20 protein-coding genes are annotated in these 22,207 nt (G+C 43.6%); 9 read left to right on the forward strand and 11 right to left on the reverse strand.

Annotated elements, in window-relative coordinates:
- Nucleotides 1-40 precede the first annotated feature (40 nt).
- On the reverse strand, nt 41-352 hold the full coding sequence (locus ACM0OZ_RS01685; RefSeq protein ID WP_414581103.1) for a phosphatase RsbU N-terminal domain-containing protein: 312 nt from the start codon (nt 350-352) through the stop codon (nt 41-43).
- A gap of 235 nt (nt 353-587) precedes the next feature.
- Here ACM0OZ_RS01685 and ACM0OZ_RS01690 point away from each other — a divergent pair, with 235 nt between their 5' ends.
- Together ACM0OZ_RS01690 and ACM0OZ_RS01695 are read left to right on the forward strand one after the other, a co-directional pair.
- A complete protein-coding gene (locus tag ACM0OZ_RS01690; protein ID WP_414581104.1) occupies nt 588-779 on the forward strand; it encodes a hypothetical protein in 192 nt (63 codons plus the stop codon).
- Between the two features lie 742 nt (nt 780-1,521).
- Complete coding sequence (locus ACM0OZ_RS01695) at nt 1,522-4,992, forward strand: ATP-binding protein (protein ID WP_414581105.1); 3,471 nt, start codon at nt 1,522-1,524, stop codon at nt 4,990-4,992.
- A 199-nt stretch (nt 4,993-5,191) separates the two neighbouring features.
- Here ACM0OZ_RS01695 and ACM0OZ_RS01700 read toward each other — a convergent pair whose 3' ends face one another.
- Together ACM0OZ_RS01700 and ACM0OZ_RS01705 are read right to left on the reverse strand one after the other, a co-directional pair.
- A complete protein-coding gene (locus ACM0OZ_RS01700; RefSeq protein WP_414581106.1) occupies nt 5,192-7,048 on the reverse strand; it encodes an ArnT family glycosyltransferase in 1,857 nt (618 codons plus the stop codon).
- 172 nt (nt 7,049-7,220) lie between these two features.
- Nucleotides 7,221-7,829 carry a hypothetical protein gene (locus ACM0OZ_RS01705; RefSeq protein ID WP_414581107.1) on the reverse strand — a complete coding sequence of 203 codons (609 nt, stop codon included), beginning with the start codon at nt 7,827-7,829 and terminating at the stop codon, nt 7,221-7,223.
- 387 nt (nt 7,830-8,216) lie between these two features.
- On the opposite strand from ACM0OZ_RS01705, the gene ACM0OZ_RS01710 reads away from it, so the two are divergent.
- Both ACM0OZ_RS01710 and ACM0OZ_RS01715 read left to right on the forward strand, forming a co-directional pair.
- A complete protein-coding gene (locus ACM0OZ_RS01710) occupies nt 8,217-8,549 on the forward strand; it encodes a DUF565 domain-containing protein (protein ID WP_414581108.1) in 333 nt (110 codons plus the stop codon).
- Between the two features lie 163 nt (nt 8,550-8,712).
- Nucleotides 8,713-9,531: a glycerate kinase gene (locus tag ACM0OZ_RS01715; RefSeq protein WP_414581109.1), complete on the forward strand. Its 819-nt coding sequence runs from the start codon at nt 8,713-8,715 to the stop codon at nt 9,529-9,531.
- 453 nt (nt 9,532-9,984) lie between these two features.
- On the opposite strand, the gene ACM0OZ_RS01720 is transcribed toward ACM0OZ_RS01715, so the two are convergent.
- The 3 genes from ACM0OZ_RS01720 to ACM0OZ_RS01730 form a co-directional block, all read right to left on the reverse strand.
- Nucleotides 9,985-10,629: a methyltransferase domain-containing protein gene (locus ACM0OZ_RS01720; protein ID WP_414581110.1), complete on the reverse strand. Its 645-nt coding sequence runs from the start codon at nt 10,627-10,629 to the stop codon at nt 9,985-9,987.
- A gap of 571 nt (nt 10,630-11,200) precedes the next feature.
- On the reverse strand, nt 11,201-12,658 hold the full coding sequence (locus tag ACM0OZ_RS01725; RefSeq protein WP_414581111.1) for a protein adenylyltransferase SelO: 1,458 nt from the start codon (nt 12,656-12,658) through the stop codon (nt 11,201-11,203).
- Between the two features lie 81 nt (nt 12,659-12,739).
- Nucleotides 12,740-13,312, reverse strand: a complete 573-nt coding sequence (locus ACM0OZ_RS01730; RefSeq protein WP_414581112.1) for a GNAT family N-acetyltransferase — start codon at nt 13,310-13,312, stop codon at nt 12,740-12,742.
- Nucleotides 13,313-13,452: 140 nt separating this feature from the next.
- Between ACM0OZ_RS01730 and bioB the strand changes: the two genes are divergently transcribed.
- Nucleotides 13,453-14,463, forward strand: coding sequence for a biotin synthase BioB (bioB, locus tag ACM0OZ_RS01735; protein WP_414581113.1), 1,011 nt, complete (start codon nt 13,453-13,455; stop codon nt 14,461-14,463).
- Between the two features lie 78 nt (nt 14,464-14,541).
- Here the strand turns inward: bioB and petL are convergent, their stop codons facing one another.
- Nucleotides 14,542-14,637, reverse strand: a complete 96-nt coding sequence (petL, locus tag ACM0OZ_RS01740) for a cytochrome b6-f complex subunit PetL (RefSeq protein WP_073634270.1) — start codon at nt 14,635-14,637, stop codon at nt 14,542-14,544.
- A 170-nt stretch (nt 14,638-14,807) separates the two neighbouring features.
- Between petL and ACM0OZ_RS01745 the strand changes: the two genes are divergently transcribed.
- From ACM0OZ_RS01745 to ACM0OZ_RS01755, 3 genes are all read left to right on the forward strand, one after another.
- A complete protein-coding gene (locus tag ACM0OZ_RS01745; RefSeq protein ID WP_414581114.1) occupies nt 14,808-15,188 on the forward strand; it encodes a hypothetical protein in 381 nt (126 codons plus the stop codon).
- Nucleotides 15,189-15,374: 186 nt separating this feature from the next.
- Entirely contained in the window at nt 15,375-16,496 is a 1,122-nt protein-coding gene (gene aroB, locus ACM0OZ_RS01750) for a 3-dehydroquinate synthase (protein ID WP_414581115.1), read from the forward strand.
- 264 nt (nt 16,497-16,760) lie between these two features.
- On the forward strand, nt 16,761-17,336 hold the full coding sequence (locus tag ACM0OZ_RS01755) for a Uma2 family endonuclease (protein ID WP_414581116.1): 576 nt from the start codon (nt 16,761-16,763) through the stop codon (nt 17,334-17,336).
- 10 nt (nt 17,337-17,346) lie between these two features.
- On the opposite strand, the gene ACM0OZ_RS01760 is transcribed toward ACM0OZ_RS01755, so the two are convergent.
- Together ACM0OZ_RS01760 and ACM0OZ_RS01765 are read right to left on the reverse strand one after the other, a co-directional pair.
- Nucleotides 17,347-19,290, reverse strand: coding sequence for a hypothetical protein (locus ACM0OZ_RS01760; protein ID WP_414581117.1), 1,944 nt, complete (start codon nt 19,288-19,290; stop codon nt 17,347-17,349).
- Nucleotides 19,230-20,051 (reverse strand): hypothetical protein, encoded by an 822-nt coding sequence (locus ACM0OZ_RS01765; RefSeq protein WP_414581118.1) that lies wholly within the window; start codon nt 20,049-20,051, stop codon nt 19,230-19,232. Before ACM0OZ_RS01765 ends, ACM0OZ_RS01760 begins: the two co-directional genes overlap by 61 nt.
- A gap of 156 nt (nt 20,052-20,207) precedes the next feature.
- On the opposite strand from ACM0OZ_RS01765, the gene ACM0OZ_RS01770 reads away from it, so the two are divergent.
- Nucleotides 20,208-20,423 (forward strand): hypothetical protein, encoded by a 216-nt coding sequence (locus ACM0OZ_RS01770; protein WP_414581119.1) that lies wholly within the window; start codon nt 20,208-20,210, stop codon nt 20,421-20,423.
- A 212-nt stretch (nt 20,424-20,635) separates the two neighbouring features.
- On the opposite strand, the gene ACM0OZ_RS01775 is transcribed toward ACM0OZ_RS01770, so the two are convergent.
- Nucleotides 20,636-21,241 carry an exopolysaccharide biosynthesis protein gene (locus tag ACM0OZ_RS01775; protein WP_414581120.1) on the reverse strand — a complete coding sequence of 202 codons (606 nt, stop codon included), beginning with the start codon at nt 21,239-21,241 and terminating at the stop codon, nt 20,636-20,638.
- A gap of 58 nt (nt 21,242-21,299) precedes the next feature.
- A complete protein-coding gene (locus ACM0OZ_RS01780) occupies nt 21,300-22,181 on the reverse strand; it encodes a lipid kinase (protein WP_414581121.1) in 882 nt (293 codons plus the stop codon).
- Between the last annotated feature and the right edge of the window lie 26 nt (nt 22,182-22,207).

The raw sequence follows: 22,207 nt of genomic DNA on the forward strand, positions 1-22,207 counted from the left end.
CTTCCACCAACAAGGGCGGCTGAACTTTGATTAAGTTATTCTATTTAGGAATCGAACAACGATAAAGTTCACATAAGTGAGCTAGTATATCAATCAATGTCAGACGGTAATCAAGTAAGGCTTCATCGCTCCGTCCTTCCAATTTTAGCTGCTGGGAAAACTCGTCAATAAGTTCCATGTGAATTTCGATGATTTGGGGCACAGGAATATTACCATAAAATACTGCATGGATAAATTTATCAATTTTCTCTTTTAGTGTTTCCTCTGTGGTGATAAAGTAATTTATGAGAATTTGACGGTACTCTGATTTGAGTTGTTGCAACAATGCCTGTTGTTCGGCTCTCGTCGTCATTTGTTGAAAAAACTGGTGGGATTCTAGCTTGTGCTATTTAACAGCATAAGAACAATTAAAGCTTAATACTTTATTTAGATTTTTTTGCAGCCAATTGAGTAAATACTGAAAGATTGGTACTTGTGGTGGCTACCAGCCAAAACTGGCAAAGCTCGGCAAGAGTAACATCACTCACGCCGCACAATCCACCCGAGTAACCTTTGTTCAATCGTAAACTCAGCTTGAGTAGCCCAAAATGGTCTACAATATTGCTGAAGAATCTCTATGGGTAATAACATTTGTTTTGATACATCTAGTTGCTCAGCCTACCAAAACTATTCTCGGTTATGACAAGAGCAAGCATTTCCAGACCATATCATTAAGTGCAAAGCAAATTCGCTACCTTACCCAAAAAACTTCCTCTCTGTCAACAAATAGTGGTAAATAATTAACAACCTGTTGCCACAAAGTTGTAAAATTTAGTGGGTGGTTGAAGAGGCGTTCACGCTGAGAAACGGAAATGAGGATGACTTCTGGTGAACTCCACTTTCGCTCGCTTGCAAGTAATGCCCACAAAAGGACTAACTGATTGGAGTTAGTGGTATAGCTGAAATGGAAGTGGACATTTGCCACCCTAACTCACTGTGCTTGCTGTAGTTAGTTCGTGATTTGCTTGCTTCATATCTATCTAAATACAGATTTCTTTACTTTGCTCCTCAATAAGATACTTAAACGAAGGTAAATGATTGTCGCATTATAAATCATTATAATTCCTAAAGGTTCTAGAGCGAATCTTTAGATCCATAATTGTTGTAGCTGTCGCTATCGATTATGAGTTTCAACACTCTTGTTAACATCGGTGTTGACGCCCGTAATACCCGAAGGGCGGCTTTCCCGCTTTCTTAGAAGAGCTTCTTCAAAGATTGGTGGCTGACAGAAGTTTGGGGGTTCCTCCAAACTGCTAGGCAGCAAAGGGAAATGCCCTACTTTAACCACTCTTGCTGACAAAGAATTTGTCAGGAACAAAGAAGCTCTTTGTCTCTAAGGCGTTCAATTTATGACAAAAATGTTAGACTCAGTCTTCTTAGAGGATATAGCTTCATACCCAAACACCGAAAGCTTTTTTGGCAGTTAGCTGGTGGTGCTGGAAGTAAACCGCATAAGAAGGACGACCTCATCGCCATATGTCAATGCTAAAGTACCCGTTATATGAATTTATAGCAACCGTACCCAACTGCGTAGAAACGACTACTGTGGCAGTTGTGCTGGAGATTTTTCAACAACAGCAGTGCGATCGCCTGGCAGTCTTGGATAAGCAAAAATGCTTGTTAGGATTAATTTACTCTGCCCGTTTATTACCACAATTACTCACAGCAGAGCAAGGCGAAGGTCGTTCTAAGTTTGTAGACTTACAGCAACCCCTCTCGACACTGGGTCAAGGTCTCATTGAACCTATACAGACAATACCAGCTTCTTTCAATGTGGAGCAATTTAGTTCGTTTTTGCGCTTTCAAAAGACCCAGGGAAACACGAATTTAGATTGGGCATTGATTGACTTGGATGGCAAATTTTTGGGGCTTGTGGATACCTCGCGTTTGTTGGGGTTTTTGAGCAAGCAAAAATTGGAAACTGAAACTTCTAAGGGGACTAGGCGCACAAATTCAAGGAAAACGCTTCACAAGTCTTGTGCAAAGCTTTTGAGTAATTCTAATGAAGCATATGAACAAAAAGATACTATTAGCATAAGTTACGCACCTCAGCAAAGACGAGAATGTAAGCCACTGGTGGAGTTATTAGAACGATTGCCTTGGCCATTAATGTTACAAACAAGCAATGGCGAAGTGGTAACGCAAAACCCGGCTTGGTGGCAACAATTGGGAGCATTGAAAGATCCAGAAGGAGTCAAGCGACAGGTAGAAGCGATTTTGGCAAATGCTCCAGCCAAGAAATTAGAATACGCCACTCAAACGCCAACCAAAGTTTATTCCTTTGGCAGCAATGAGTATTTTGGTGAAGAAAATTCTTTGTCAGCTGTGAACGAAGTGATGCCTCAAAAAGGTGTGTCACCTCGGTCAACATTGGCGACTCCTCGCACTCCTGGGGTGCAAGAACAGTCTTTAGAGGAACCTGGATTAAATCGCTGCTTTTTGGATAGTCAGTTAGGGACTTGTACTTGTGTAGTAGAAGTGCAAAATGGTCAGGAGCGAGTTTGGCAGTTTGCCAAAATTCCCTTGGACAGCCCTGATTTAAAAGCCCTGAGTACTGATTTCAAAACACTGCCCACTCAAAATTCAGCACTCAATAGTGATTTGTGGCTGATGCTAGCGACGGATGTCACCGAACAGCAGCAGCTTTGTAAAGAACTAGCCGCAAAAAATGCCGATTTAATTCAACTTAATCGGTTAAAGGATGAGTTTTTAGCTTGTATCAGTCATGAACTCAAAACTCCTCTCACTGCCGTTTTGGGATTATCACGGTTACTCGTGGATCAGCAATTGGGAGAATTAAACGAGCGTCAAGCCCGTTATGCAGGACTGATTCATCAAAGTGGACGCCACCTAATGAGTGTGGTCAATGATATTTTGGATTTGACCCGTATGGAGACGGGACAAATGGAGTTGACGCTCACCAACGTCAACATTCAAGCTGTGTGCGATCGCGCTGTCTCTGAGGCAAAGGCGATTCATACCCAAAGTAGCAGAGGTTCATTAAAATCCCAAGCTCAAAGTACGCCTGCAGAAGAACACCAATTTAGCCTCTCAATTGAACCTGGCTTAGACCAGATTATGGCGGATGAGCTGCGGATGCGCCAGATGCTGGTACACCTGCTTTCTAATGCCTTCAAATTTACTGAAACAGCTGGTGAAATCGGGCTGTCGGTCAGTCGTTGGGAAGGTTGGATTGCCTTTACAGTTTGGGATACAGGCATTGGTATTCCCGAACACCAGCAGCATTTAATCTTTCAGAAATTCCAACAACTGGAAAATCCCCTCACCCGCCAGCATGAAGGAACAGGTTTGGGGCTTGTATTAACTAGAGCTTTGGCTCGTCTCCACGGTGGCGATGTCAGCTTCTTGTCGCGTGAAGGTAAGGGTAGCCAGTTTACACTACTCCTACCCCCCAGTCCTCCTAAAGAAGTGGGGCGATTGGGAGATGAGGAGATAGAAAGAAATTCTTTTTCGCCCCCTCACTCGAACCCTACCCTACCCTTAGTTTCGCCCCCTGAGGCTGTACGGGAAACTCATTCTAGATCTAGGGGAAGCCGCCGCCCTCCCGTCGTCTACGCCCCGTCATCACCCCATCACCCGACATCTTCTAAATCGCTAGTGTTGGTAGTGGAGGCAGTAGCTCGGTATATTGAAGACTTGACCGAACAATTGACAGGTTTGGGTTATCGGGTCGTGATTGCTCGCTCAGGATGTGAAGCAGTAGAAAAAGCTCGGCGCTTGCAACCCAAAGCTATCTTCCTCAATCCCTTGCTTCCTTTGCTGTCGGGTTGGGATGTCCTAACCTTGCTCAAATCCGATGGCGCAACTCGTCACATTCCCGTGATTGTGACAGCAACAGGAGCTGAAAAAGAGCAAGCATTTGCCAACCGAGCAGATGGTTTCTTGAGCTTACCAGTACAGCATCAGGTTTTAACACCGCTGGTAGAAAGTCTGTGTGCTCCACCAGAAGCAAAACAGCAAAAATCAGATAATGGAGAAATTCACCGCAATAACACACCACTAAAAATTTTGAGGTTGGTCAATGCTGAGTGTGAATCTCTGACATCGCAACCGTTACTTCAACAGCACCGAGTCATAGAAGTGGATGACCTGGATCAGGCAGAACTCCTGGCTCGCGTTTGGCAGTTTGATGTCGTTTTGCTCGATACAGAAATGCCAGCAGCCGAAGCTTTGCTAAAACAACTCAGTCAACACCCCCGTTTGGCAGATCTGCCACTAGTGACTTGTAATGTCTCAACGACACAAACTGCTTCTGCGATGCCAAAGCTCTCTGTGTTCCCTTGCTTAACGCCATTAGGCACAGATAAGTTTCATAATGCTGGGAAAACAGAAGCTTTATTGTCAGTTTTGCAAATTGCATCTGGTGCATGCTGCCCACCCAGCATCTTAGTGGTGGATTTAGCAATTCTGCCGGATTTACCAGAGGTAAGACACAAGCAGGTGAGCAGTTATCGCACAGAAAAAAACTCCTCATTGAGTAGGCACATTGCTGGGGAGAATGGTTTGTGTCCCTTAACGATTTCTCGTGGTTCTGAGTGGTTCCAAGCTTTGATTCAGTACCTGCAAACAGCTGGCTTGAAAGCATCCATGAGTCGGTCTTGGGCAGAACTGCTACAGCAAATTCGCCATCAAAGTGTTGACTTATTGCTGATTTGCTTGGGAGAGTCTCCCATTCCAAAAGAAGTGTACTCAGCCCTGAAAGCTTTAGGACAGTTGCCTTTTAACTTACCACCAGTTTTGCTGCTCGACCAACGATTAAATCCCCATGAGGTTGAAGATGAACAACCTGACATTTCCCCAAACGACACAGATGAAAAATTGGAGTCGATAGAAACTGTGGTAAGTACTATTGCCTGCCAAATCTTACCCCGCTCTATATCAATGGAGGACTTGCTAAACGAGGTTAATAAAGCTTTGGATCTGGACTCATGATCCTCAGTGCGCTCAAATTCGCTCATTCAAAATTTAAAAAAAGGCGTTGCTGAATTGAGGTATGAAATTTTCTTGCTTACCCTTATCTTTGCAACGCCAGTCGCCTGCGGAGGGAGACCCTCCAAAGGGCGCTGGCTCGCCTTTGCGCCTTTGCGCGAACCTAAATTCATACTTAGAATCAGCAACGCCGGATAAGTTATTACGGGGAAGGGGTTGACGGATTTTTAAAAGGAACTCGAATCAGTTCATAAGCACCACTGGTGCCTAAATTTTCATAATCGCTACGCTTTAAGCCCATTTGAGGAAACTTTTTCGGCTGGGCAAGAACCAGCACTGAGGCAGGCTGTGCATTCTTTGCGGCTTTGTCTTGAATATATTTTCCAGCAACCGAAGACACTTTCACATAGGTGACGGGACGACGAGTATAAAAAACTACTGTAGGTTTTTTGAAGCCCACCATAACCAGTTCTTCATTGGGTTTTTGTGCTTGCACGGCGATCGCAGACAATTGCCGTAAAGGTAGCTGCCGTTCCTGATCGATCAAAAACAAACAAGGTGTGAGGACAAAAACCATAAACGCCGCAAATCCCAACACATTCACCATTAACACAGGCTGGTAACGACGACGCACAAGTAGTACCGCCAGCACAACAGCACAAAGCAGCCAAAGCACACCTCCCAATACAGTTAAACCTGACTGTTCAAACAATTTGTGGAAGTTGGGTGCAGCCGGATCTTTTATTAACTGAGGAACGTAAAACATTGCCACCGCCAGTGCTGATAACAACGCCACATTCACCCAGCCTGTTATGAGGAGGGGAGTATAGGGAGGATGAGGGGGATGAGGAGGATGAGGAAGGTGTTGCTTGCCTATCTCCGTTATGTTCCTCGTCTTTTGATGTCTCGTTGTTGCTCCCGTCAACAGGTCGCTCCACAGCAGTGCTACCAAAATAGCTGCTGCTGGCATCAAGGGCAATACGTAGCTTGGGAGTTTGGTTACAGCAATGGTGAAAAAGCCAAAGATAGTAATAAACCAGAAAAAGGCAAATAAACCAAGTTGGCTAGAGCGTTCTTGCGATCGCCAGTAGTTTCGCTGCCAAAACTTCAGCCTTGCCATTGCTAAAGGCAAGTACACCGAGTATGGTGCAAAACCCAGCAACACTATAATAAAGTAAAAATACCAAGGCGCTGAGTGGCGATTGACGACGCTTGTAAATCGTTCAACATTGTGGTAACCAAAAAACGAGTTAATATAATTTTCGCCATTGCGCCAAATAACCAGCACATACCAAGGTAATGATAAGCATAGGGTAATGAGCAAACCTGTAACAGGACGCATTTCCCGCAAAACTTCTTTTGCGTTTCCCATATAAAGCAAAAATATGCCGATAATCAGCGCAGGTAAGACAATTCCCACTGGTCCTTTGGTTAAAATCGCACCAGCAATGAGGATATAAAAAGCTAAATACCACCGTGCTTTCACTTCTGATTTTGAGGGTTGGGCATACCCGAGAAAAAAGCACAACAACGCTGAGTCCATGCACGCAACGAGCAGCATATCCGAAACACCTGCTCTCCCCCAAACAATCATTTCTGGATTGAGTGCCATGATAGCCGCTCCCAAAGCAGCGGTTAACCAGCGTCGAGTCGGGCGAACTTTTTGATCAAGGTAGTCTTCTCTTGCCAAATACCACTGTATAGTGTAATATGCCAAAGTTATCAAGCCGAGTGCAGCAAGCGCCGAAGGCAAACGTACTGACCATTCATTGACTCCAAAAATTGAGTAGGCGATCGCCTGACACCAGTAAATTAAAGCAGGTTTATCGAAACGAGTTTCGCCATTGAAGAACGGAGTGATCCAATCACCTGTAACTAACATTTGGCGCGAGGCTTCGGCAAACAGTGGCTCTGTCTCATCAATTAAGCCGAGACTGCCCAAATGCCAAAAGAAAGCAACCCCACTTATCAAAAGTAACCATAAAATCGACACAGTCACAGCGAGGGCTGGACGCTTGCCTATATTGTTAAACCATCGATCTAAAGCGCGATTAGTCATTAGTGATTAGTCATCAGTCATCAGTCATTCATTATTAGTGACTAGTTATGACTTATGAGTCAATAGTACAAAAGTCAATACTAAATTAATCAAGATGACTTTAGCTCAGCTTCTTAGTTCCTGCTGTTCTAAATCAGGCAAAGACTCTAAACCCATGACTAATGACTAATGACTAATGACTAAGAACGAGTTGCCATTCTTTGTTTTGGGAATTCCAACTAGGAGAGGAAGTTTCCCCAACAACATATGGACCCCAGTAGCGGCGGGAACCATCCTGTGCAAAGGCAACTAAAATATCTCCCTTTTCCAGTTCTAGCTTACCATTAGGCAAAGCTAGAATCAGCCCCTTGTCATGACCTTCTTTAGGAGCAAAATCCCAATGTGCTGGGACGGCATCTTTAGTTTGTCCAGAGGAACCTTTGCTTAAAGAGCGCCGCGCCAGTAAGGCAAGGCGCACGGGTTGATTGGTTTGGTTGCTCATCCGTAAAGTTCCTTGATTCACTGCTTTCCCACCTGAACCCTGACGATATGTGATAACGGTATTGTTGTCCCCACTGCTGCTTTCTACTCGTTGACTTTTTGGTGTGGGCATTGAATTGGAGACAGTGGAGACGGATGACGCCGTGCTCTGTTCTTGGTGTGTCTGAGCAGGCGGTAGAGAAGATGTTTCTAGTTCTGTTGAGTCAAAGGATACACTTGTCTGACGGCATCCCATTGGTAGAAAAAGCAGTCCCAATGAATAAGCTACCAGAACAGTGTACGGGTACACCGACGGCTTCATGGTAATATATATTACAAATAAGGATTTATTGTTTGGGCTAGACCAAGTCGCAGCTTTGTTCTGGTAAGAGCAACAAGAAAGTTGTCCACCAAAGGCTCTTTGGGAGCTAGTGCGTGAAATATATCATGTATAGCTGTTTGAGCAAAACAGCTATGCTGCTGCTCGTAATGAAGAAAAGTATATATTTTATATTGTTGCTGAAAATTCCAAAGATACCCACAATACTATTTAAACAAGCTTACGCTAGACCGATATCCTCTATATAGGGATATTTCATAATTTCTTAACTTTTCCTTCAAATCCGGTAGGGGAGTTCCTCCAAGGTACAAACGCAAAGCGCTGCGCCTCAATTCCCATACACGTTTAATCATTTCGGAAGTCCCATTTATGCAAAACACACGTCTAAACAACCTATTCAACACCATTGCGTTGCGCTTAAGGGTATGGTTTTTCAATCCTTGGCGGCGGTTTTCGCTTCTGATAATCAGTTTTTTGTTCGGTTTTTTTCTCGGAAGCGCAGTTGCTACCACAGCTGGACAAGCTGCTGAATGGGACGTTGTTATGGCTGGGTTTCTCGTGGTGTTGACAGAAGTCAGCAGCAGAATATTTTATGGTCGTAGCATACGAGAGCGACAAGCGCTTTGGGTAGAATGTCTCAATATCCTCAAAATTGGTCTGATTTACAGCTTGTTTTTGGAAGCGTTCAAGCTTGGTTCTTGAACAGAGATGAGGGGGATGAGGGAGATATGAGGGGGATGAGGGGGATGAGGGAGGGAGGGAGGGAGTGAGGGAGTGAGTGAGGGAGAATAATTTGTGACTGTTGGCTAATGACTAATGACTAATGACTATTGACTAATGACTAATGACTAATGACTAATGACTAATGACTAATAATGATTTGTGGCTATCTTTGGCAAGACAACTTGCATCTTATCGCCAACAGCTGGGGCGTCCCTTCATACAAGGTATTTTAGGAGGACAAGGCACCGGCAAAACGACATTGTGCGGCAATCTCTGCTTAATTCTTAAGCAGTTGGGATACCGCACCCTCAGTCTATCTTTGGATGACTTGTATAAAACGTATAATGAGCGCTTGGCATTAAAACAAAAAGACCCGCGCTTCATTTGGCGTGGTCCCCCAGGAACACACGATGTAGAACTGGGTTTAACTGTACTTAACCAAATTCGCGAGTGCAAAAGCCCAGTAGCTGTTCCCCGCTTTGATAAATCTCTTCACGGGGGCGTCGGTGATAGAACGACTCCGGAAATTGTAGAGAATGTGGATATTGTCTTGTTTGAAGGTTGGTTTGTGGGTGTGCGACCAATTGACTCTGCTGCATTTGACAGCCCAGCGCCGCCAATTCTCACAGATGAGGATAAGGCGTTTGCCCGTGAGATGAATAGCAAACTCAGCGACTATCTACCACTGTGGGAGCAGTTGGATAACTTAATTTTGCTGTATCCCAAAGATTACCGCCTTTCCTTAGAATGGCGCAAACAAGCGGAACGCCAAATGATTGCTGCTGGTAAATCAGGAATGAGCGAAAAAGAGGTGGAGGAATTTGTCAATTATTTTTGGCGTTCTCTGCACCCAGAATTGTTTATCAGTCCGTTGGTCAAATTTCCTACGTTTGTTGATTTAGTGATTGAAGTTAATTCTGACCACTCGTTTGGTGCAGTCTATCGACCAAAAGATGTTTAGATTGCATCAACTCCGTTTAATTGACCATAAAAAGGACCCCACCCCCAACCCCTCCCCGCAAGCACCGGAGGGGAGACTTTGACGTAAGTCAAAGGCGGGGTGGGATTCTTGGGGAATTAAGGGTAATTAGCCGAACATGATATTTACTGAGATCTTGCAAGAGTTGCAACAGTGAGTCGTCAGAGGCTCCAAACCCTCGTTACCAGGTTCAACCTGGTAACGAGATATTAGAGCCTCTGGCTCTTGTTGAGAATGGTGAGTCCAGAGAAAGCAGGCGGGTTTCCCGCGCCCAGGGGACTGGCGTTCGCCGTCAGGCGTGCCGAAGGCATACCCGAAGGGTGCAAGATCTGAGCTTACGGACACGCTAGGGGTTGGCGCAGCCTGTCCTCCGGACTTACAAAGCAGGCACTTTCACACAAATGTGCGGAGGATTGCTATAGCAAGTCATTTATTTCAACTTGCCACTGGCTTTTTATAGAAATCAAATGTGTGCTTGTATTCAGTGTTTGGTACTAAATATTCGGAAGTGGGAAAAGGCTCAAAGACATAGGGTTTAAATTTTTTAAAATTTTCACACTCGGTAGTCACAGGAAAAGGTGCATACTGAGGAACATTATTCCAACCAAAGACTAAAACACCTCCTTCACGCAGAGCATTAAAACATTGGTTCAATGCTTCTTCCATATCCTCCTTGACATTAAGTCCATGTCCGAATACCCCGTTGCAAATAATGACATCAAAATAACCACTTTGGATGTGAAGGCTTAAGTTCTGAAGACCATCTACGATATGTCTTTCAGCGCCATACTTTTTTCTCCATTCCTCAATTTCTATTGTCCAGTATTCCTTGTTTCGGAATAATTTTCTGTAGGGTTTGGTGTACCAATCGCACCCAACAAAAAGTATTTTGTGATATTCAGAACGAGAGAGAAAGTAAGGAATAATCACATCTTCCAATACCAGGCGATCAGGAGAATTAAGATACAAATCAAATCCCCGAAACCGACCTACTGAAAGTTGATAGAAAAAATAGTTAATCCTACCAACAAGCTTATGAGCCAACACAGACGGGTTCCAAATCGCCTTTGTTTGTGCCATTATCTTCCAAATTTTCTAGGGTGTTAAGGTAGTGCAGGATAAAATTTATCTCAGAAAATGAGATTGTAAATGAATGATATTTTTTTTTATTTAAGATGAGAATTTAGTTAATTTAAGAATTGTTTAATAGCGATTTAAGAATTGAATATAAATAAAATCTTGAAGAAGAATTTAGTATTCACAAGTGAGTATGAATCAGTGGGGAATTCAGAACCGCCCACCTAGAAGCACCACCAAATCTATGCCTTACAGGCTACGCAGACAAGCTTTGTTTGTGTAGCCACGTTGCTCCCACTCTTACAGAGTGAGGGCATTTTGGTGAAGGTATTGTTAATGTTTTATAGCTGCTTTTATACAGCAATATGGTTCAGATAGGGCTAGATTCCCCCTATGCCGAGGATCGGGGGTGGGGGATGTTTAAGGATTAGATTAGCATGACTAAATGAACCATGTTGTCTTATACAACACTATTGGGCACTGTAATGTCTTAAATAAGTAGGGTGCGTTCCACTACGTTAACGCACCCTACTTATTTGATAAGCACCAATTAATCTGCAAACAGTTCATCTCGCTAACTTCCAGACTGAATGCGCTTAATTAACTCATAAAAAGGCTGCCAATTGTCTTCTTGAGCAATGGGTTCCCAAATTGATTCAATGACTGGTCTGAGTATCACAGTTTTCGGATTGTAACGAGCGAGAGTTTGGGCAATGATGTTTGTTTGCTCAGGGTCAAAATTATTCAAAATCTTATGGTACAGTATACACCAACTATCAAAAATTTCTGATGTCCCTGATGCTGGTACAATATCTGAATCTGCCATAATCAAGCCTGGTTCATCTCGCCATTTCAATGAAAAGGTGCGAGCCATCTCGTAAAAGAATTCGTGATAACCAACTTTGCTATCTTGCAAAAATTGAATCGTTAGGTTTAACAGTTCATCGGCTTCTAGATGTGACAACTGCTCAAAACCCAACTTCTTCAACATCATAGAGCGGTATTCGTTCTGATAATGCTCATCAAATCTCGCTAATCCAGTCTGCATATCAGCTTGCTTAATAACAGCTTTGAGTGCCTCCTGGAGTATTTCTAAGTTCCACTTACAAATACTAGGTTGATGAGTATAACTATAGCGTCCATAATAATCGAAATAGGCAGCGGTAAAGTAGGGGTCGTAACTGGGAATGAACGCATAAGGACCGTAGTCAAAACTCTCCCCTGTAATTGACATATTGTCTGTGTTTAGCACTGCATGACAAAAACCAGCTGCCATCCATTGCGCTACCAGTTCTGCTGTCCGTTTGACTAAATCTGCGTAAAATAGAGCGTACTTATCTTTTTCGCCGATGAGATGTCGATAATACTGCTCAATGACATGGTCTAATAGCTTTTGGGTCAAATCCGGACGTCGTAGATAGTGCAGTCGTTCAAAAGTGCCAAATCGAATGTGCGATCGGTTCATCCTGACAATGACTGAGGAACGGGTAGGAGAAGGTTCATCACCCCGCCAAAGGGATAAGCCTGTTTCAATCATGGTCAAACAGCGTGAAGTACGTACACCCAAGTGGTGTAACATTTCCGCAGCAATAACTTCCCGTACTCCACCTTTAAGTGTCAGCATACCATCGCCACCACGGGAGTAAGGAGTTTTACCGGAACCTTTGGTGCCTAAGTCGTATAGTTCGCCATCAGTACCGCGTACTTGTCCGTAGAGAAAGCCCCTACCATCACCTAAAAAAGGGTTATATTCACCAAATTGATAACCGTGGTAACGCAGCGCCAAAAGCGGTTTTCGTCCCTCAAATTTGCCAAAGGCACAGATAAAGTCTTCGTCTTTTACTAATTGGGGATCGAGTCCTAGCCGGGGCAGGATTGCATCGTTGCGCCAGCGTAGGATGTGTTGAGAAAATTCTGCTGCCCCAACTTCATCATAGTACTCATCGCCTAAAGATTCTAGGGCTCTTTCGTAGTTGAGATTGAGAAAAGGATTGGTAGAATTCGTGTTGTTTACAGTTTCAGCCAAAGTCATTACTTTTATCCGAGTTATCCAAAATTGTTGTAGAGTTTAGTCCTGTTGCGATTTCAATCCTTGAATTGGATGTGTAAAAGCTTACGGGTTTGTCTGCCAGTTAGGATTCGTGATACTTGTAAGGATGTGGTCTTGCCATTTTCCATTGATGAATAGATAGTCCCTGGCATACCCTTCCACGACAAATCCTAACCTTTTCAGTACATTGCCGCTGCGCTGGTTGTGAGGCATATAATTTGCCATGATTCGGTGCATGTTTAATTCTTGAAATACATAGTGAACACCTGCTTGCAGTGCTTCTGTCATATAACCTTTTCCTTGTTCAGCTTCTGCAAGACCGTATCCTACATTACAGTACTGTGCGGCTCTTCTGACAAAATTAGTAAAGTTGATAAGTCCAATAATTATTTCTTGTTTATTTTTAGGAAAAATAAATAATCTTAATGATATATCGTTAATAAATTCTAAATAGTTATTTTCTAACTGATTCTGCCAATACTCTCTAGTGAAAAAATTATCAGACCAAGGAGGAGAGAATGGAGTGAGATATGTTTTGTTTTCCGTATAAAATTTCAGGATTGCCGAGATATCCTCCTGAGTTGCTAGTCTTAATAACAGCCGTTTTGTTGTAATATTGGGCAGTTGCAATTCCATAGACTACTGAATATTTGTTCCAAAAGCTATTAGCCACCCTTCATAATTTAGCAGCAGTCAGGCTTGCTGTATTACCAACATCGGTTAGTTAACACTTCAGGAAGAGCTAAAATTATGCAAAAACCTTACAAAGGATAGAGATGTCAGTAGTAATACGGTACAATTGGCAAGAATCAGAAATACGCGAAATACATGATACACCATTCCTAGACCTTGTTTATCAAGCTGCTAGCGTGCATCGCCAATTCCATGACTCAAGAAAAATACAAGTTTGTAAGCTGATATCTATCAAAACAGGGGGTTGTCCAGAAGATTGTAGCTACTGTGCCCAGTCCTCCCGCTACAAAACAGAGGTGAAGCCACAAGCCCTCCTAGAAAAAGAAACAGTCGTGAGTATTGCCCAACAAGCCAAAGAAAATGGTGTGAGTCGTGTGTGCATGGGCGCTGCTTGGCGAGAGGTACGCGATAACTCCCAATTTGAGCAAGTGTTGGAAATGGTTAAAGAGGTGACAGCATTAGGATTAGAGGTTTGCTGCACCTTGGGTATGCTGACTCAAACACAAGCCCAGCGTTTGGAAGAAGCAGGACTTTACGCCTACAACCATAATTTAGATACCTCCCAGGACTACTACAGCACGATCATTACAACGAGGACTTACAGCGATCGCCTCAACACCATTAACAATGTCCGGCAAACAAATGTGACTGTATGTTCCGGTGGTATACTCGGCTTAGGCGAAACCGTGGATGACCGCGTGTCTATGTTGCACACTCTAGCAACCCTGCATCCACATCCAGAGTCGGTGCCTATCAATATTCTCTCACAAGTTGAGGGTACACCCCTAGAAAATCAGCCCGATGTTCCGATTTGGGATGTGGTGCGAATGATTGCCACAGCGCGTATTTTAATGCCTGCATCTGATGTTCGTCTTAGCGCAGGTAGAGCTAGACTTTCACAGGTAGAACAGACTTTATGCTTCTTGGCGGGAGCCAATTCTATCTTTTCCAGTGACAATGGGCAGATGTTAACCGTTACCACTCCCTGCCCAGGGTACAATGCTGACCAGGAAATGCTGAATTTGCTTGGTCTAGAGGTGCGTTCTCCTTTCGTAAATCAACACAAAGCCTCTAGAGAAACCGTGGTTGGATGATAACTTTGCGCAAAGCCGCCCAGACGCTCAAGAAAACTTTGCGCCTCTGCGCCTTTGCGCGAGACTCCAAAAAATCAGTTAGATGATTTTAGCAGCACGCAAACCGAAAAGCAACCCAACAGCAATACCGAAGAATAGAGCCAAGAAGGCTATGTAAGCTATGACACCAAACATTGAAGTTTCTCCATAATCGTTTATAAATATTATTGAATCATTTACAGAAGATACGCTCAATAAAAATATTTGTTGAAGCTTTTTTTAGTTCATCACTAAGAACGTGAGACTTATAGTTAGAATAATCAATATTTGTTGTGATTATAACAATAAAATAGCTCCTTAAGACTATGAAATACGCTTTTATTGCGAGCGCTTTGGTAGTTATGACTGGGTTAGGGTTTGAAACAGGCATTGTTGCCGCCCAAACAGTCAAGAAACCTGCTAGCATACGCACTGCACCACAAACGACAGTCGCTACCTTCCAAACACCAAACTATAGTGTGAGGGTTTTTCGCCAAGGAACCCAAACACGGATGAATGTCTTTGATAAGACAACAAATAAGCTACAGTTGAACGCTGCTCCTGTTCAAGTTCAAAATTCAGATCAACAGACAAGTTATACCAGTTCTCAGGGTGGACGGCAATTCCGCATCTCTGTTGACCAAGCTGGTAACAGATCCGTTGAGATTAACGGTCCTGGTGAGGTGATTCAGGAGACTACGAATTAATTTGGGTTAGGGTGTAGGGGAATATTAAAGTAAATTTAATCCCTGACACCCTACGGGTGCAAGGTCGCCGCGCCCCTACCCCCTGAACCCAGCTTGGAAAAGTTCAACCAAAAAGCGTCTTGCATACGGGAATAGGCAGTGCTAATGCTGTAGAATACAGCCGTCGGGCGCTTGCAAAGGGATTTGGTGATGGCTTCTATTAACGTAAATTTACCACAACAGTCTTATGAGATTGCGATTGCGCAAAGCGCAGCGCCGGAGGCGATCGCTCCAGGGGGCATAGATCAACTGGGCGAGATGATGAGCAATCTAAAGCTGGGCAAAAAAGTCCTGGTGGTTTCTAACCCGACAATTTTTAAGCATTATGGCGAAAGGGCGATCGCATCTTTGGAAGCGGCTGGCTTTGAAGTTGCAAGTTGCACATTACCACCGGGTGAACGCTACAAAACCCTGAGTTCTGTGCAGAAAATCTACGATACTGCCCTAGAAAACCGTATAGAACGCTCCTCAACTATGGTAGCTTTAGGGGGAGGAGTCATTGGGGATATGACTGGCTTTGCCGCTGCGACTTGGTTGCGAGGCATTAACGTGGTACAAGTGCCAACCTCACTTTTAGCGATGGTGGATTCGGCAATTGGTGGCAAAACTGGCGTCAATCATCCCCAAGGCAAAAACTTGATTGGCGCATTCCATCAGCCGCGCTTGGTTTTAATTGACCCAGAAGTGCTGAAAACTCTACCTATGCGTGAGTTTCGCGCTGGAATGGCAGAAGTGATTAAGTACGGCGTGATTTGGGATGCCGAATTGTTTGCCGAGATGGAAGCGAGCAAACGCCTGGATCAACTCCGTTACGTCAAGCCAGAATTGATAGAAAGCATATTAACGCGTTCTTGTCAAGCGAAAGCCGATGTCGTCGGCAAAGATGAGAAAGAAGCCGGGCTGCGGGCTATTCTCAACTACGGTCATACCATCGGGCATGCAGTGGAAAGCTTGACGGGTTATAAAGTCGTCAATCATGGTGAAGCAGTCGCCATTGGTATGGTAGCAGCAGGACAGATTGCTGTGGAACTGGGAATGTGGCAAAAGGAAGAGACAGAACGTCAAGACGCCCTGATTCAAAAAGCGGGTTTACCGACGAAGTTGCCAGCTGGGGTAGATATTGAAGGAATTATTGAGTCTTTGCAACTTGATAAGAAAGTCAAAGCCGGTAAAGTAAGGTTTATTCTGCCAACGCAAATTGGTGTGGTGACGATTACTGATGAAGTGCCATCGGATACCATTCGACAGGTATTGCAGGGAATGCAATAACCTCACCGGACTGGATGATTCTCAAGCAACCAGCGCAACCCTTACGCCCGCCTGAGATTTCAATCTCAGGCTCATAGCTTAAGTCCACTCAAGTGGAGTGAAATCGATACCCTCAATAGGGTTTAGTCCTCTGTACGCGTAGCGTTCTCGAAGGATCGAGGACTTTCGCTACTTGCTGCGGGATTTATAACCCCTTGCAGTGGTTGGCACCGATGCAAGATACTACCCAATTACAATTAAATTAGCCCCCGGCTAATCTGCGGCATGATACTTCAGGCAAACAATCAACTGACCTTGCAACAGTTCCTGAATCTTCCCCCAGGCGAGGGAGATATCACCTACGAACTGGTTGATGGTCAGGTAATTCCTAAAATGTCACCCAAGTTTTTTCACTCTAAGCTTACCCGCGTACTTCTTTATTTCATTGAGCAATGGTGTGAGGGACGGGGAGAAGTCTACCCAGAGTGGGCAATTACGCTAACTCGTCGGGGGCGAGATTGGGTGCCGACACCCGACCTATTGTACATTTCTTATGAACGTTTACCCGCCAACTGGGATGAAGACGAAGCTTGCCCTGTTCCCCCGGATTTAGTAATTGAGATAATTTCGCCGGGACAAACCTTTGGACAAATGGCTGCTAAAGCAAAAGATTATTTAGACGCTCAGGTGCAACGGGTTTGGGTGGTAGATAGTAAAGCTAGAAGCATTACCGTTTTTTACCCAGATGCAGCACCTCAAACTTATATGGGAGAGGAATTACTCACAGATTCCCTGTTCGAGGGACTGGAATTTAGTGCTGAACAGGTGTTTCAAAAGGCGAAAATACCATTAGATGCTTAGGAATTAAGTATCAAATATCTCGTAGCCACTGTACGAAATCTTGAATTGCTTGGCTGGGCGTGAAGAATTTTACGGGAATGTCGTCTTTGGTTTCGTGGTTGATGACACAAATAGCGCCGTCAAATTTACTGATGTTGTTGAGGAATGCTTGGCTTAATCCTTGGGATGTTGACCCCTTGCTTTCGTAAAATACTAAAACCACCCGCTTGTTGCTTTCTAGCAAGTCCCAATAGGTTTGCAGTTCCGCCATTGTCTTCGGGGTGCCATCTTCGCACTTGGAACAGCCACCTTTGACCATTTCAGTGTAAATTTTAGCGGCGGGGTTATCCGGGTTGATGAATTTGCTGGTGTTGATGCAGATTAGGTGGATGGTTTGGCTGAGTTGGGAGTCGTTGGCGATCGCACTTTGAAGGCTTTGGGGTAAGTCAGCTTGGTTGAGGGTTTGGGTGATGGGAGTATTTGTATTTCCTTCGCCCTCTTGCTGATGCCATGCTTGGTAGAAGGCTGGGTAAGTCATGTTTTCCGCACAGTAGAAAAGTGTCCAATATGACTCCACATACAAAGCACGATTATTCTGAGAAACAGAATTTTGTATGTATCTCTTTAAGTTAGTAACCGCTGACCAAAACATATCACCCCTAAGGATTACCCCTAATCCTCCAAGTGCGTTCGTACGAAGATGCCAGTTCCATTTGTCCTTCTCATTATCATTGTGTATTAACGTTATCAAAAAGTTGAAGACATCCTGGTTGCCAGCACCAATGCTTATCAAAGCACCGATAGCTTTGGGCTTAATAGCATCATTACTATAATCTGAATCCTTACTTACTACTTCAATCAAAACATTAGCAACCTCTGAGGAACCACTACCGATTCGAGAGATGCATTCTATAGCTTTGAATAAGGGATAGTAATCATTTTCTTGAGGAGATCGAAGTGACTGTTTTATAACTTGAATAAGGGGAGGAATTGCCTTTGGATTACCAGTCACTATTTTTTGTAATTTAGACATGGCTTCAGCTTGCAGAGCATTACCATTTTCAGAATTTTTCAGCAAGTAAATCAAGTCAATAATTTCTTCTGGGCTACTAAGAGTACAATTTTCTGGGTCGTAATTTTCAGTTGATTTTTCGTTGTGGTCTGAATCCGATAAAATAAGTTTTTTCAGATAAGTCACTTGATGATTGAATTCAAATTCTTTCAAAAAACCTGGTAATATACCTTCGTTATAACTATCATTGATTAGCTTTTTTACTGCTTTTATGGCTTCCAAATGCTCTGGACATAATTCTAACAAAGACAATGCTATTTCCCCAATAATAGATTGGGCATTTGGCAAACCGTTGTTATCAATAACCTTTCTATGATTTTCTTCATCGTGAAGATTTTGCAATAATTGAGTTAAGGAAACAATTACTTTGTTACGAAGAGTCTTTCTAAGTAATTTCTTAGCTTTCTTGTCCAGAGGATAAAATTGCTGCCATTTCTGTTGTGTGCTATCGAAGTAACCAAAAGCCCACTGGACAATCTGCATCACAATCTCATCAGCACTACAATCTGCAAATTCTGCAACACCCTCTGCTGCTAAGAAGTAAGCTTGCAACCCATAGAGATTGTAGAACCCATCATCGAATTCCACCAACGCCTTGATAAACTCTTCCTTGTGTTTATCTGGCACTTCATCTTTATCACGCCCCAACCAGAGCAAAATCACCTCTTTCCAGTGCGGCTCAAAAATGCGGTAAGTACCTTGCACGGGGTTGTCGGGAATGTGGTTGAGGAAAAAATGCCAATCGGCGATCGCCAGCGCCGCGAAATATTCCTGAAAAGTGGGATGGTAGAAAGCGTAAACTTTCTCTTTAGTTACTGACTCCGCTGCAAGTCCAATTTCATTCAGCCATCCCAACCGTAGCGCCCACCAAAATAAGGAACCTTGCTGTTTTGGATCGCCCATTTCCTCACGTAGGTTTTGCCGACGCCTTTTTCCAGGACTTCCGCCAAAAAATCCTCGTGCTTAAACCGGTGCTTTTCCTCGTACCCACTTGGTTGTAAGAGTTGGGAACCTTGTTCTGGTGAAACATCCCCACTGCGCCTATCGGGTTTGGTACGCTGCATCAGTGCTAGGGGAACATGAATGTCGTCTAGCTCAAACTTCATGTCCTCATTAGCAAATAGCAGCTCATTTGTGGTGAGGCGCTTCTGCTTTTCCAACATGGTGCGGCAGATTTTCGACCAGTCAACGCCCTGAGATTTTGCTGCTGTATGCTTGGGAACTTTACCAGGCTTGGATTTTTGAGCTTGGCGGCGTTTATCCCATTCCCCATCTGATTCAAACAACCAGTTGAGGTTTTCTTCTGTGTCGATACTGGGAAAGCTTAACGCAAAACGCCACACCTTTGAGTTTGTTTTGGTGGTGGCGCTAATTTGTTCGCGTTTGTCATCGATAATTTTCAAGGCTATCAGACAGCGAAGCGCATTCCTAATTTCCTCCGTGTCTAAGCTATCACCATATCTCTTCGTCAGTTCTGCCAGTCCTTCCAAGGTGGAATGCGTCACCCATAACTCAGTACCCGCTTGCCAATCGGCTTTACAGTCCTTTGATTCCCCCAAATCTTCCATAAAGGACAGTAAGGCACTAAGCAATATCTTTGCTTGTTCTCTACCAGCATCGTAGCTAAGATTCCGCCCCATCTGAGTATTGCAATCAAACAGCAAAAATTTTTTCAAAAAAAACGTAGGCTGTCCCAAGCGAGACATCTTTCCCAAGCACCCTATGTAGATTCTAAGAGGCTTTTGAGCTTGCTTGGGAAAATTTACTTGTCAATAGACCCCAACCTTAACCTCGATTTGAAATTGAGGTGAGGTAAACAAATGCACTCTCAGCGCAAGCAACGCCAAAGCACTCGTCAAGTGTTCTATCGCCAAATAATTACTGGGTTGTTCATTATTCAAACAATACTTATTGGCATACAAAGCAAAAACCGCATTCAGCAAGGAGACTCCACAATAGAGGTTCTTATCTGGATGATTAACCAGTATATTCCGGTACTTAAACGAGTGCGCGGTCTGGAGGATAAGCAAAAATAGTCTCCTCCTTTCCCCCTGCTTTTTTGAATTTTTCCGGAATCAGAGATATTCATCGCGGATAAAGAGATGGTAGATGCACCCTAATTGCCGCCCTCAGTCTGTGGCTGAGGGTTTTTCTTATGAATGATGTAGGTAGGCAAAACAATTCAAATGAAAAATTAAAATTTACTTTCACCTTTTCCATATGACAACTTACACCTAATCTCAACAAATTATTGGAAAACTTGTGGCAATAAACTGGGAGCCATCCACAAAGCATAAATGATGAATCCAAATAGGAAACTCGTCAAAACGGTGAAAACGTAGCCAACGCACATCAATAAACCATCAGATTCTATAGTGGCTACTGCCAAGAGTAATATTCCCACTGGAGGGATAGGATTGGTAAGAGGAATTGGTAAAATTAGCAAGATTGCTAACCAAGAAATACAAAGACCGTTTAATCGCCAAGTAAAAGGATTCTCTGCTATTTTTGCCAATCGGGGACGGGTAATTTTTTCTAATATTTTGGTTACTTTTTGTAGATGACTTAAAATTATCTGGGTAAACCCACGGGGAAATTTATATGTAGCAATTTTTTTAGGAAGCCAAGGCGATCGCCTTCCCAAAGCCATCTGTACTGACAATATCAAGCAAGCTCCACCGAATGGTCCAGTTAACCCAGGTGGGACAGGAAACAAAAATGGCAAAACCAATAATACTATTACCAAGCTAAAACCACGTTCTGAGGTTTCTGCTAGAATATCGCCAAGACTTAGTGGCTGTTGACCTAACCTTTGCAGCAGGAACTTAATATCTTGGGAAAATTTTAGATGCATTGTAATTATGAATTATGAATTATGAATTCTCTTCTTTTTTAACGTACTTATTCATCATTCATGATTCATTTGATGGTACTAAAACGCTTAAAGCGTTCGGGATGACGCGGAAGTGAGCAGGAGTGTAGGTTGTAATTTCACCATCTGTATTGATAGGGCGCGGTTTGCGTGTATAAATTTCAATTTCTTGACCACTAAAGGCGCGAACACTCTGCGAATGAATGTGTCGTCCTTGTCGCATGGCAGGTAATAAGGGAATAATTTGCCACCAGCGTTCAATTTCCAAGCTGTACAGATCCAACCTTTGATCATCAATGGTGGCATCAGGAACTACTGCCATTCCACCGCCGTAATATCGACCATTTCCTACGGCAATTTGCACCGTTTTCACTCTTATTGATTGGTCATTCATGCGAATCTCTACGCTAAAAGGTCGAGATTCCCAAATGACTTGCAATGCTGTGATCAGGTAAGCCAATATTCCCCAACGACGCTTGGCTTTTTTAGTCAGTCGCTGCGTAATTTTCACACTCAGCCCACAGCTTGCAACGTTGAAAAAGTGTTTACCATTTACCGATCCCAAATCAATGCGTCGTACTTCACCATTAGCAATAATTTTACAGGCGTCGGGGAGAGAGTTAGGAATTCCCAAAGTCCTAGCTAAGTCGTTGGCGGTTCCCAAAGGTAGAATACCCAGTGTTAACTGCGTTTCTACCAAAGCATCTACCGCAGCATTGAGAGTGCCATCACCACCACCAACGATAACTAAGTCAACTTCGTGCTGATAACGTTTGATGACATCATAAAGGTGTTGTGGTTGTTCAGTAGACTCCTCAATCAAATTCAAGCCCAGTTGCTCAAGAGTGCGTTTCACCTCAGGTAAGCGCTTTTGTGCTTGGCGGGCATGATGATTGACTAACAGCAGTGCGCGGTGTTTCATTGGCTGTATTGTTGGTAGTACATACC

The organism is Scytonema sp. PCC 10023 (assembly GCF_963920835.1).
GTDB lineage: Bacteria > Cyanobacteriota > Cyanobacteriia > Cyanobacteriales > Nostocaceae > Kalymmatonema.

Coding starts and splice junctions, on each gene's coding strand:
- ACM0OZ_RS01685 (WP_414581103.1), bottom strand. CDS start 352: ATGACGACGAGAGCCGAACAACAGGCATTGTTGCAACAACTCAAATCA.
- ACM0OZ_RS01690 (WP_414581104.1), top strand. CDS start 588: ATGGTCTACAATATTGCTGAAGAATCTCTATGGGTAATAACATTTGTT.
- ACM0OZ_RS01695 (WP_414581105.1), top strand. CDS start 1,522: ATGCTAAAGTACCCGTTATATGAATTTATAGCAACCGTACCCAACTGC.
- ACM0OZ_RS01700 (WP_414581106.1), bottom strand. CDS start 7,048: ATGACTAATCGCGCTTTAGATCGATGGTTTAACAATATAGGCAAGCGT.
- ACM0OZ_RS01705 (WP_414581107.1), bottom strand. CDS start 7,829: ATGAAGCCGTCGGTGTACCCGTACACTGTTCTGGTAGCTTATTCATTG.
- ACM0OZ_RS01710 (WP_414581108.1), top strand. CDS start 8,217: ATGCAAAACACACGTCTAAACAACCTATTCAACACCATTGCGTTGCGC.
- ACM0OZ_RS01715 (WP_414581109.1), top strand. CDS start 8,713: ATGACTAATAATGATTTGTGGCTATCTTTGGCAAGACAACTTGCATCT.
- ACM0OZ_RS01720 (WP_414581110.1), bottom strand. CDS start 10,629: ATGGCACAAACAAAGGCGATTTGGAACCCGTCTGTGTTGGCTCATAAG.
- ACM0OZ_RS01725 (WP_414581111.1), bottom strand. CDS start 12,658: ATGACTTTGGCTGAAACTGTAAACAACACGAATTCTACCAATCCTTTT.
- ACM0OZ_RS01730 (WP_414581112.1), bottom strand. CDS start 13,312: ATGGAATTGCAACTGCCCAATATTACAACAAAACGGCTGTTATTAAGA.
- bioB (WP_414581113.1), top strand. CDS start 13,453: ATGTCAGTAGTAATACGGTACAATTGGCAAGAATCAGAAATACGCGAA.
- petL (WP_073634270.1), bottom strand. CDS start 14,637: ATGTTTGGTGTCATAGCTTACATAGCCTTCTTGGCTCTATTCTTCGGT.
- ACM0OZ_RS01745 (WP_414581114.1), top strand. CDS start 14,808: ATGAAATACGCTTTTATTGCGAGCGCTTTGGTAGTTATGACTGGGTTA.
- ACM0OZ_RS01755 (WP_414581116.1), top strand. CDS start 16,761: ATGATACTTCAGGCAAACAATCAACTGACCTTGCAACAGTTCCTGAAT.
- ACM0OZ_RS01760 (WP_414581117.1), bottom strand. CDS start 19,290: ATGGGCGATCCAAAACAGCAAGGTTCCTTATTTTGGTGGGCGCTACGG.
- ACM0OZ_RS01770 (WP_414581119.1), top strand. CDS start 20,208: ATGCACTCTCAGCGCAAGCAACGCCAAAGCACTCGTCAAGTGTTCTAT.
- ACM0OZ_RS01775 (WP_414581120.1), bottom strand. CDS start 21,241: ATGCATCTAAAATTTTCCCAAGATATTAAGTTCCTGCTGCAAAGGTTA.
- ACM0OZ_RS01780 (WP_414581121.1), bottom strand. CDS start 22,181: ATGAAACACCGCGCACTGCTGTTAGTCAATCATCATGCCCGCCAAGCA.